We start from the raw sequence: 10,525 nt of genomic DNA, 5'->3' as shown, positions 1-10,525 counted from the left end.
GCATATTAAGGAATCATAATATTTATTCTGTAAACTTAAATGGAGGCTACGGATTGTGGAAACCGGTCAATAGCTAGGCTATAAAATTAAAATTACTTTAATAAACGGTTATTTAACTCTATTTTGATTAATTCTAATTCGTAAAAGTTCACAATGACTTTATTTTAGTTTATTTTGAGTTAAATTTAATTATAACCACTTTAATTTTACACGAAATAACTTAAAAACCTCTATAAATAAAATTTTTTGATTATTGAATTTACAATAAAAGTCATAATTTTAAATATAAAATACAATTTATTCAAAAATAAAATATTGTATTCGTAAAAATTCAGTATTTATCTATTTTTTCTTCAAAAAAGTTTCTCAATTAACAATATTTTGTGATATTCGCAGCAACTAATCATAAAATATGTTAATATGAAAATTAATTTTAAATGTTTGCTTGGCTTTCTATTTGTGCTGTTTGTGCAAATAGCTAGTGCTCAAGAAATTAAAGTAAAAGGTAAAGTTACCGACCAAGCTGGATTGCCAGTTCCCGGTGCGAATGTTATTTTAAAAGGTACAAAAACAGTGGTAGAAACTGGATTGGATGGCGATTTTACTATTGATGCTCCAAAAGGTTCTGTATTAATTGTGACCTTTATTGGTATGAAAACTACCGAAGTAGCAGCTGCTCCAACAGTTAACGTAAAAATGAAAGACGATACCAATGAACTAGAAACAGTTCTTGTTATTGGTTATGGTACTACTACCAAAAGAAAATCTACTGATGCTACTGCAAAAGTAACATCAAAGGACATCGAACAAATTCCTGTTGCTTCTGTTCAAAATGCTTTAGTTGGTAAGTTAGCGGGGGTACAAATCACGCAAACCAATGGTAAAGTTGAAGGTGGAATGCAAGTAAGAGTTCGTGGTGCTGCCAGTATTAGTGCTGGAAAAGAGCCATTATATGTTCTTGATGGAATTCCATTGGTTACTACAAATGAGTCTAGTAACGGAGCTCCTACAAACCCATTGATCACATTAAGCCCTAATGAAATTGAATCTATTGACGTATTGAAAGATGCTTCTTCAGCTGCAATTTATGGTGCTCGTGGTGCAAATGGAGTTGTAATTATTACAACTAAAAAAGGAAAATTAGGCAAAGGAGCTTTCTCTCTTAACTTTTCACAAGGGGTTAGCGAGGCTACAAATAAAAGAAAATGGTTGAACGCTGCTCAATATGTAGAACTTTTTACTGAAGCTTCTATCAATGGAACGGGTGATGCTGCTGAAGCTGAAGATACTTTTGATTTCTTAGCTCAAGGAACTGATTGGAGAAATTTAGAAGTGGACTCTGATTGGCAAGATACAGCCTTTCAAAATGGTTTGACTACAGACGCAGATTTCTCAGTTTCTGGTGCAGACGATAAAACAAAATATTTCTTAGCAGGTGCTTTCAACAAGACTGTAGGTATTATTACAAGCAATGAATTACAAAGAATTACAGCTAGAACCAATTTATCACACCAAGTATCCGATAAATTGAATGTTGGAATGAACTTAAGTTTCTCAAGATCTGAAATTCAACGTGTACAAGATGATAACGCATTTACAACACCTTTACAAGCGGTGGCACAATCTCCACTCTCTCCTATTCGTTTGGATGATGGTACTGCCAATCCAAATACTTTATATGCTAACTACCTATTGGCAATAGATAATTCTTATTGGAAAACAATAATGAGAAGAGTAACAGGAAAAGTTTTTGGAGAATACAAAATTATTCCTTCATTGAAATTTACTTCTGATTTTGCTTACGATTTACTATCACAAACAGAAGACAACTGGAACGGTAAAAACACACCATTTATGGCAACTGACGGAGAAGTTTTTGCTTCATCGGTAAACAATGAAACTTACATTTGGGCAAACTATTTATCATATGATAAGACATTTGGAGAAAAACACACTATAAATGCTGTTGCAGGTATGGAGTTCAATGATTTTAACAGAAGGTATCAAGATGTAACAAGTATCTATTTTCCTAATGACAACTTTCAAACTGTAGATGGTGGTGCTGAAGTGAATGGCGGTTCTGGAAACGAAACAGATTATACGTTTTCTTCACTTTTCGGAAGAGTATCCTATTCTTATGCTAACAAATACCTTTTTAAAGCAAGTCTTCGTCGTGACGGTTCTTCTCGTTTTGGTGAGAACAATAAATACGGTACTTTCCCATCGTTCTCTGCAGGATGGATTATGTCAGAAGAGTCATTTTTGAAAGAAAACCAAACGCTTACTTTCTTGAAATTGAAAGGAAGCTGGGGACAATTAGGAAATGCTGAGATTGGAAATTTTGCTTCTCGTCAATTGTTTGGTCCAAATTCATATAATTTGAAATCAGGACTTACATTCAGACAAGCAGGAAACCCAGATCTTACTTGGGAAAAATCTTCTCAAGTTGATTTAGGATTTGAAGTAGGATTCTTGAACAGATTTAGTTTAGATTTTGATTATTACAAGAAAACTACTGACGGACTATTATTTAGCGTGCCATTAGCTTTAAGCTCTGGAGCTGCTACTATCAATCAAAACGTGGGTGTTTTAGAAAGCAGTGGTTTAGAGTTTACTGTAAACACAACAAATGTTGACACTGAAAAATTGAAATGGACTACTAGTTTCAATATAACTACTAACCAAACAGTGGTAAAAGAATTGCCAAACAACAATACAGATCTTATCGGTGCTTTTACAATCAATAGAGTGGATGAAAAAGCTTCTGCATTTTACTTGAAAGAATATGCAGGTGTTGATCCAGCTAATGGAGATGCTTTGTTTTATTTGAATACTATAAAAGCAGATGGTTCATTAGATAGAACTACTACAAACGATTATGCCGCAGCGCAAAGAGTTGTAACTGGCAACCCATTCCCAGAATTGATGGCAGGTTTAACCAACACTATGAACTTTAGTGGATTCGATTTTAGTTTCACTTTCCAAGGAGAATGGGGAGCAAGTATTTATAATTCAGCTGGTATCTATCAATCAGTAAGTGCTGATTATTTTGATAATCAAACAGCTGACCAAATGAATCGTTGGCAAAAAGCCGGAGATATTACCAATGTTCCTCAAGCGAGATTGTATGGTAGTAATGGCACTGGAGCTTCAACTCGTTTCTTACAAAAAGCTGATTTTATCCGTTTGAGAAATTTAACTTTTGGTTATTCTTTACCAAAAACTACTCTTAATTCAATGGGCATGAGCAATGTACGTGTTTATGTTTCTGGAGTAAATCTACTTACTTTTACAGATTATGATGGTTATGACCCAGAAGCAAGAAGAGACGACTCGGGTATTGGTGAAGAGTTCTATTCAGCTCCACCAGCAAGAACTATTGCATTAGGTGTAAATCTTAATTTCTAAAAACAAAATCAAATGAAAACAAATAAATTCATATTATTTACAATATTCGCAGCGTTTCTTGTAAGTTGTGACAGCCAATTAGATCAAGATCCTAGACAAAGAGAGGATGCCGCTATAACCTTAAGCACAGAAAGTGGTATCTCAAATATCTTATCAGGTACTTATGCTATCCTTGCCGATGCAAATGCTTACGGAGGAAGAGTTCAAGTTTCGGGCGACTTATTAGCACAAACAGGGTCGACCACTACTACAGACTTTAGATGGAGAGGTACTTTTGCTACCTTTAGACAAATGTACACTAAAACTATGTTGGTGGATAACACCCAGGTACGTGATATTTGGGAAGCTTATTACCAAACTATTAATGCCACAAATATGGTAGTTGAAAATATTGGGTTAGTTCAAGATCCTGCTCGAGCTAAAGTTATGATTGCTGAAGCAAAGTTTCTTCAATCGCTTGCCTATTTTGACTTAGTTCGTTTCTTCGCAAAACCATTTGATGCTGCCCTTAGTGCAAACAGTCAATTGGGTGTGGTAGTTCGTCCTAAAGCAATTTACGACTTTGCAAACACGGACTTAGCAAAAGAAAGAAGCTCTGTTGACGAGGTGTACAAATTGGTCATTGATGGTTTAAATCAAGCTTATACAGATTTACCTGTTGACAATGGTTTTTATGCTAACAAATATGCAGCAAAAGCATTATTAGCGCGAGTTTATTTACAACAGCAAAATTACCCAGCCGCTTTAGCCGCTGCGCAAGATGTCATTGCAAACAGTGGTGCAAAATTATCTGCAACCTACAAAGATGCTTTCAATCATGATGCAAATCAAGCTGAAGATATTTTTGCAATCCAAATCACAAAACAAACAGGAAGCAACCAATTGGTGAATCATTATGGTTCAGAGGATGTTGGTGGTCGTGGTGGAGACATTGAAATAAGAACTACTTATTTGAATAAATTTACTGATTTGAATGATGAAAGGAGAAATTTTAACTATATCAATCCAGATAACGGAAGAAGATTAACATCAAAGTATACCAATCAGTTTGGTGATGTACCTGTTATTCGTTTAGCTGAAATGCTTCTGATTCGTGCCGAATGTAACTTTAGACTTGCATCTTCAACTGGAGCAACTCCATTAGCTGATATCAATGCATTGAGAACTCGTGCCAAAGCAACTAATTTTACTGCTATAACTTTAAATCAGATTTTAAGCGAGCGTGTATTAGAATTAGCTATGGAAGGTTTTGGAGTTCACGATATCAAAAGAACCAAAGGTTCTGTAACATCTACAATTCCTTGGAATTCTAATTTATTAGTCTTCCCTATTCCATTAAGAGAAACAGATAATAACAAAAAGATTACACAAAATCCTGGATATTAATTATTTCGGATTCTAGTTTTAAACCATCACGCTCTGCGTGGTGGTTTTTTTTTGCACTCAAGTTATGCTTTTCAAACTAAACTAATGGGACAATATGATGCATTAAAAAAGCCTGAAAACAGATTTTGTTTTCAGGCTTAGTACTAATAAAAAAAACTACTAACTTACACTTCAATTGGTAAAACAATTGTTTCGGTTATGGCTTCCAAAACCTGAAAGGCTGTCTCTGCCATTTTATTTCCTTTGGTGTCTAACAAAGGATTTACTTCGACCAGTTCGATACAAACTACTTTATTGGTTCTAATAACCTGATTAATAATTTCGATAATTTCATATTGGTCAAATCCTCTTGAAACAGGTGTACCTGTGCCATATGAAATCAAGTCACAATCCAAGGAGTCGACATCGAATGAAAGGTATATACTATCACAATGTGCTAATTTTACTAATGCTTCGCTAACACAAGTTTCCAATCCTCGATATCGAATTTCATCCACTTTGTAGTTTCGAATATTAAGCTTATCGATTTGGGAATCTTCTGCTTCTTCAGTATCTCGAACACCAAAATAAACCAGATCATCTGCCGAAAATTTAGGTCCATCAATACCTATATTTTTCATTTTATTCCAATGTTCTTGAATATCAGCCGCGACAGCATTTACTTGAAAATTCAAATTATCTTCGCCTAGCGCAGCAGCTATTGGCATTCCGTGAATATTTCCTGAAGGTGTTGTAAAAGGCGAATGCAAATCAGCGTGAGCATCAATCCAAATTACACCAAGGGTTTGGTCCGGATAAGCAGCTTTGATTCCACTAATAGTTCCTAATGCTGATGAGTGATCTCCGGATAAAACGATTGGAAAATAATCATCCTCCAAATTATTTTTGACTGAATGACAAACTCGATTGCATTGCTGCACAACATGCTCAATTCTTTTGGCAACCGAACTTCTGTATTTGTCATAAATCGATTCGTTGTGGGTTTTTACATCCTCAAATTCATATTCATTAAAATACTCACTTCCTTGATTTATCGCAGCAATTTCTATTGCGTCTATTCCCATATCCGAGCCTCGCGTTCCTGCCCCGATATCGGATCTGTTTTTAATAATCTTAATGGCTTTTTCCATCTTCAATTATTTATATAAAATCATTCAAAGCTCTTTCAATAATAGACAAACAGTCTTTTATTTGATCTTCGGTAATCACCAAAGGTGGCGCAAAACGAATTTTATTCCCGTGTGTTGGCTTTGCCAATAAACCATAATCTCTAAAACGAAGACAAATTTCCCAAGCTAAATCCGATTCTTCCCCGCAATTGATGACAATAGCATTCAATAAACCTTTGCCACGAACCAATTCGATCAAGTGATTTCTTTCGGCAATTTCGTTAAGACCTTTTCTAAGAATAATTCCTAATCTCTCCGCATTTTCTGATAGATTTTCTTCGCGAACCACTTCTAATGCAGCCATAGCGACAGCGGCAGCAACAGGATTTCCACCAAAAGTGGAACCATGTTGCCCTGGTTTAATCACATTCATAATCGCATCATTGGCGAGCACAGCCGAAACAGGATAAACACCACCCGAAATGGCTTTACCTAAAATTAAAATATCAGGCTTAACTTCTGGTTTGTTTTCGCATCCTTTTTCACAAGAACAATTTCCGCAGGTAGCTAACAATCTTCCTGTACGAGCAATCCCAGTTTGCACTTCATCGGCAATGAACAAAACGTTATGTGCTTCGCAAAGGGCTTTTGCTTTCGCCAAATAACCTTCGGTTGGTACATAGACTCCCGCTTCACCTTGAATCGGTTCCACAAGAAATCCAGCAATATTCTCTGATGATTTCAGAACGTTTTCTAAAGCATCGATATTGTCATAAGGGATTTTTATAAATCCTTCTGTATAAGGTCCAAAACTCTTGCGTGCACCTTCGTCATTTGAAAACGAGATAATAGTAGTAGTTCTTCCGTGAAAATTATTTTCACAAACGATGATTTGCGCTTGATTTTCGGCAATTCCTTTGACTTCATAGCCCCATTTTCTACATAATTTCAATGCCGTTTCTACCGCCTCAGCACCAGTATTCATTGGTAATACTTTGTCAAATCCAAAGTACTGGGTAACATACTCCTCAAAAAATCCCAATTGATCGTTATAAAAAGCACGAGAAGTCAAAGTCAATTTTTGTGCTTGCTTCATCATTGCTCCAATAATTTTTGGGTGACAATGCCCTTGATTTACAGCTGAATAAGAAGATAAAAAATCATAATATTTCTTTCCATCAACATCCCAAACAAATACGCCCTCCCCTTTTTCTAAAACAACCGGAATTGGATGGTAGTTATGGGCTCCATAATTATTCTCTTTTTCTATTAAAAATTGCGATTTTGTTGAAAGTTCCTGTACTATTTGAATCATAATTATTTATTTTAGTGTAAAATCAGAAACAAAAGTAGTGAAAATTTTTAATTTTGCAAAAAAAGTAATAATTTTGACTTTTTTATACGTATTAAAAATAAATATTTTACCGTAAATAGATTTTTAAAGTCATTTAAACTAAGGTAACGTTTGGATTTAAAGTCCACATTAGGATATTGTTAAAAAATAATTACTTTTATAACTGTAAAAAAAAAGTCATTTTAACTTAAATAAAAAACAATTATGGAAATATTAGATGAATTTGACATCAGTATTATTAAAGAATTAGAAAAAGATGGGAGAATGGCCTTTTCGGCAATAGCTACCAATTTAAAAATATCAAATACAATGGTGCATCAACGTATCAGCCGATTAATAGAACAAAATATTATTACAGGAATAAAACCGGTTCTCAACGAAAAAAAGATCGGCTATGATTGGGGTGCTTTTACGGGAATCACTCTAACCAAAGATCACGATTCGGATAAAGTTATTGAAGCATTGAAAAATATACCAGAAGTAACCGAATGTTACTTTATTACTGGTTCTTTTACGCTTTACATCAAATTGATTGCCAAAGACCACGATCATATGAGGAAATTACTTTATGAAAAAATTGATACAATTCCGGGTATTGCCAAAACTGATTCTATCATTGAATTGGGTTGTGCCTTCAAACGAAATGTAACTTTATAATTATTTATGACTTTAAATCCGTCCTTTAAATTGATTCAAAAATTAATCCTTACTAACCTGCTGCTGTGTTTAGCATTTACGTTGATGTTTTGTGATGGTGGTTCGTCGAATGAATCCCCTGCTCCTAGCCCAACCAAACCTATTTATAAATTGCCTTCTTCAATAGGTATCGTGGGAGACACTACTAATGTAAATGTGGCCACTAGTTCTGGTACTGTTTTAATGGGTGGATCTACAGATGTTGATGTCGCTATGAAGTGGATGATCAATAAAAGTAAAGGGGGCGATGTCATTATATTAAGATCAACTGGAGGCACTGGTTACAATCAATACCTTTACGACTTGGTTAAAGTGGATGGTAAAAGCCAAGTCAATTCGGTTGAAACCTTATTAATCAACAGCATCCAATTGGCCAATAACCCAAAAGTAGCAGAAAGAATAAAGCAAGCCGAAATGGTTTTTATCGCTGGAGGCGATCAATTTAATTACATCAGTTTTTGGAAAAAAACTTTAGTTGAAGACGCTTTAAATTATTTGATTAGTATTAAAAGGATTCCAATAGGCGGCACTAGCGCAGGTTGTGCCATTATGGGTGATGCCGTTTATACTGCCGAAAAAAGTTCTGCAACCTCTGCCGAAGCTTTATCAAATCCGTACCATGTAAACATCACTTTACAAAGAGATTTTCTAAACAATCCCTATTTACAAAACACCATTACCGATACACATTACAATAATCCAGATAGAAGAGGCAGACATTTTACTTTTTTAGCTCGTTTAGCAAAGGATTTTTCAATCTCCTCTCCAAAGGGAATTGGAGTTGAAGAAGAAACCGCCATATGCATCGATGATAACGGTAAAGCTATTGTTTTTGGGAATGGCAATGCGTATTTTTTGCACGCCAATCAAGGAGCTCCCGAAAGCTGTACTTCAGGTAATGCGCTAAATTGGGTATTAAGCAAAAAAGCAGTGCAAGTATATATTTTACAAGGCAATAGTACAACAGGAAATGGAAACTTCGACCTAGCCACTTGGAGCTCAGCCTCAGGAGGTGCTTATAAATATATGTACAGTACTAATGGCATATTGACGCTAGATTAACATTTTTTATATCATTAAAAACCAAAAACAGTAACGGATGAATCCTACCCTATTTTCAACAAAAAATATTTTAAAATTATTGCCTTTATTCTTCGCATTCATTATCATTAATACAATAAATGCACAAACACCAAAAGGAAAACTGTTTATTATAGGAGGAGGAAATCGTTCTGATAAATTAATGACTCAACTGTTATCCATTTCAAGTTTACAGAAAAAAGATTATATAGTTGTCCTACCAATGTCAAGTGAAGAACCAGACAGTGCCTACATCTATTTCAAAAAACAAGTTGAAAAACTGACACCAAATCCCATTGTCATGCTGAATTTCAACAAAACAACAGCGACAAATAAAGTTCTGGTTGATTCCTTACAAAAGGCAAAACTTATTTTTATTAGCGGTGGAGATCAATCCCGTTTTATGGGAGTGGTTAGTAAAACTCCTGTTTTCGAAGCCATACACAAGGCCTACCAAAACGGTAGCACCATTGCAGGTACCAGTGCCGGAGCCGCTGTTATGTGCGAACATATGATTACCGGAAACCAAAAACTAGACACCAAATACACCGAGACTTTCAATAATATTCGATATGATAATCTTGAAACTGCTGAAGGACTAGGTCTAGTTAAAAACGTTATTATCGATCAGCACTTTCTAAAAAGAAGCCGCTACAACCGATTAATTTCAGGATTAGTAGAATTTCCTTCTCATATTGGAATAGGAATTGACGAAAGTACTGCTATCATTGTCCGAAACAAAGAAATAGAAATTGTTGGCGAAAGCGAAGTCATTGTAATTCAGAACCCAAAGGGAATTACAAAAGCACCTAAGAATAATGTGGTTGGCATACAAGGAATAGAAATGAGTATTTATTACGAAGGACAAAAATTTAAAATCAAATAAATATGTATAGTTTTAAAAAATCTATCCTGTTCATAATTTTCTTTTTTTGTTTCTCTTCCATAGGCAGTGCTCAAAAAATTGATAACAAAGAAATTAGCAGACTCCAAAAAATTGCGAAACAAGTCTCTATTATTCGAGACAATTGGGGAATTGCACACATATACGGAAAAACAGATGCCGATGCCGTTTTCGGAATGTTATATGCGCAGTGCGAAGATGATTTCAAGCGAGTCGAAATGAATTACATAGACAAATTGGGACGACTTGCCGAAGTAAAAGGTCAATCTATGTTATATACTGACTTAGAAACACGTTTATTAATTGATACCGAAGAAGCCAAAGCAGATTATAAGAAAGCAGCTCCTTGGTTGAAGAAGTTACTGAATAGTTATGCTGATGGCATCAACTATTATTTATACAAACACCCTGAAGTCAAACCTTTAATCATTACTCATTTTGAACCTTGGTTTCCATTACTTTGGACAGACGGAAGTATTGGAGCCATAAGCACAGCCGATTTGACGAATACTGAATTAAAAGCATTCTATGGGAGTGACGATAAATTCGCTTACGTCGAAAAGGTAAAAGATATGCAAACGGGTTCTA

Annotated in this window: 8 protein-coding genes; 6 read left to right on the top strand and 2 right to left on the bottom strand. The window is 35.0% G+C overall.

Annotated elements, in window-relative coordinates:
- Positions 1–420 precede the first annotated feature (420 nt).
- Both ACIQ1E_RS12250 and ACIQ1E_RS12245 read left to right on the top strand, forming a co-directional pair.
- On the top strand, positions 421–3,408 hold the full coding sequence (locus tag ACIQ1E_RS12250) for a SusC/RagA family TonB-linked outer membrane protein (RefSeq protein WP_396171590.1): 2,988 nt from the start codon (positions 421–423) through the stop codon (positions 3,406–3,408).
- Between the two features lie 12 nt (positions 3,409–3,420).
- The gene (locus tag ACIQ1E_RS12245) at positions 3,421–4,794 is read left to right on the top strand and encodes a RagB/SusD family nutrient uptake outer membrane protein (RefSeq protein ID WP_396171589.1); all 1,374 of its coding nucleotides are present in this window, start codon (positions 3,421–3,423) and stop codon (positions 4,792–4,794) included.
- 164 nt (positions 4,795–4,958) lie between these two features.
- Here ACIQ1E_RS12245 and ACIQ1E_RS12240 read toward each other — a convergent pair whose 3' ends face one another.
- Positions 4,959–5,924, bottom strand: a complete 966-nt coding sequence (locus ACIQ1E_RS12240; protein ID WP_396171588.1) for an arginase — start codon at positions 5,922–5,924, stop codon at positions 4,959–4,961.
- Positions 5,925–5,934: 10 nt separating this feature from the next.
- Positions 5,935–7,218 carry an ornithine--oxo-acid transaminase gene (gene rocD, locus ACIQ1E_RS12235; RefSeq protein ID WP_396171587.1) on the bottom strand — a complete coding sequence of 428 codons (1,284 nt, stop codon included), beginning with the start codon at positions 7,216–7,218 and terminating at the stop codon, positions 5,935–5,937.
- A gap of 243 nt (positions 7,219–7,461) precedes the next feature.
- On the opposite strand from rocD, the gene ACIQ1E_RS12230 reads away from it, so the two are divergent.
- From ACIQ1E_RS12230 to ACIQ1E_RS12215, 4 genes are all read left to right on the top strand, one after another.
- Positions 7,462–7,914 (top strand): Lrp/AsnC family transcriptional regulator, encoded by a 453-nt coding sequence (locus ACIQ1E_RS12230; RefSeq protein ID WP_396171586.1) that lies wholly within the window; start codon positions 7,462–7,464, stop codon positions 7,912–7,914.
- A gap of 30 nt (positions 7,915–7,944) precedes the next feature.
- Entirely contained in the window at positions 7,945–9,015 is a 1,071-nt protein-coding gene (locus tag ACIQ1E_RS12225; RefSeq protein WP_396171585.1) for a cyanophycinase, read from the top strand.
- A 37-nt stretch (positions 9,016–9,052) separates the two neighbouring features.
- Positions 9,053–9,919, top strand: coding sequence for a cyanophycinase (locus ACIQ1E_RS12220; RefSeq protein WP_396171584.1), 867 nt, complete (start codon positions 9,053–9,055; stop codon positions 9,917–9,919).
- 2 nt (positions 9,920–9,921) lie between these two features.
- On the top strand, positions 9,922–10,525 hold a 604-nt coding region (locus tag ACIQ1E_RS12215), incomplete at its 3' end, for a penicillin acylase family protein (RefSeq protein ID WP_396171583.1).

Origin of the sequence: Flavobacterium sp. (assembly GCF_044348915.1) — a bacterium.
Taxonomy (GTDB): Bacteria; Bacteroidota; Bacteroidia; order Flavobacteriales; family Flavobacteriaceae; genus Flavobacterium.
Note: the sequence above shows the minus strand (reverse complement) of the source record. Positions and strands in the feature narration are given on the sequence as shown.